This is a genomic window from Marinobacter bryozoorum (assembly GCF_023156245.1).
Classification (GTDB): Bacteria; Pseudomonadota; Gammaproteobacteria; order Pseudomonadales; family Oleiphilaceae; genus Marinobacter; species Marinobacter bryozoorum.
The window spans coordinates 1-1,380 of record NZ_JAKZAH010000100.1 but is presented as its reverse complement, the minus strand read 5'-3'; the positions used below and the strand labels follow the sequence as shown (position 1 = coordinate 1,380).

Sequence of the window (1,380 nt, the reverse complement as noted above, 5' to 3'; positions counted from 1 at the left end):
AGCGCCAGCTGGACTGGTTCAAGAAGCAGCTGTTCGGCCCCAAATCCGAGAAGCAGGTATTTGACCTGCCGGGCCAGGACAGCCTGTTCCAGGAAGGCGATGCACCGGTTCCGGAGAACCCACCGGAAGAGAAAAAGCGCACGGTTAAAGCCTATCAGCGTGGCACCGGCAAGAAGCAGCGGGGCGAAGACTGCCTGAACGACACCGGCCTGCGCTTCACCGCCGATGTGCCGGTGGAGGTCATTGAACATCTGCCACCGGAGCTGACCGGCCCAGAAGCCGATCAGTACGAAGTGGTCGGCAGCAAGACCACCTACCGTCTGGCCCAGCGGGCCTCCAGCTATGTGGTGCTCAAATGCGAGCGTCCGGTGTTCCGTCGTAAGAGCGCGGACCAAAAACCTATGACAGCACCAGCTCCGTTCAACGTGCTGGACAACAGCCTGGCCGATGTCAGCCTGCTGGCCGGGTTGTTGGTGGACAAGTTCCAGTTCCACCTGCCGCTGTATCGCCAGCACCAGCGCCTCCAACAGGCCGGTATAACCGTCAGCCGCAGTACCCTGACGAACCTGGTGAAGCGGGCCATCGACCTGCTTCGGCCCATTGTGGACGCCCAGACCGACAACGTGCTGCGCAGCCGGGTGCTGGCCATGGATGAAACGCCCATCAAGGCCGGCCACCAGGGCCGGGCCGGCCCGCAAAAGGGCAAGATGAGAACCGGCTGGTTCTGGCCGTTATACGGTGATGCCGACGAGGTGGTGTTCACCTACTCGAACAGCCGAGGCCGACTGCATATCGAGGAGGTTCTGAACGACCAGTTCAGTGGCACCCTGATCAGTGACGGTTATGCGGCTTATGCCCGCTATGCCGCGGCCCAAAAAGGCATTACCCATGCTCAATGCTGGGTGCATAGTCGCCGTTGCTTCGTTGAGGCTCAGAAGGATCATCCCGAGAAGGCCACCGAAGCCCTGCAACAGATCGCAAAGCTGTACCAGATTGAAGATACCATTAAGGAAAAGGCGCTCACTGGCGAGAAGAAGCGTCAATACCGGCTGGACCATGCGAAGCCGGTCGTCAGCGGCTTCTTCCAATGGTGCCGGGATCAGTTGGCTCAAGGCGGCCTGTTGCCCAGTGAACCGCTAACCAAAGCCCTGAATTACGTGCTCGGCCGGGAAACGAGCCTGGCCGTGTTCCTGGAAGATCCGGACGTACAACCCGATACCAACCACCTGGAACGGGCCCTTCGGCCCATTCCCATGGGCAAGAATTATCCGAGGTCTTCAGTTATGGAAGGTTGTGGTCGTCTGGCACTGGAGAGCCGGCCAGGATAGATGCTGATTCGTTCGGTGATTGCTGCACTTAGCAGCTTCTACCCTTTACTGC

1 pseudogene is annotated in these 1,380 nt (G+C 59.7%); it reads left to right on the top strand.

What is annotated here, in order from left to right:
- Nucleotides 1–1,262: pseudogene (gene tnpC / locus MLC59_RS19685) on the top strand (IS66 family transposase); the annotation flags it as partial.
- Between the last annotated feature and the right edge of the window lie 118 nt (nucleotides 1,263–1,380).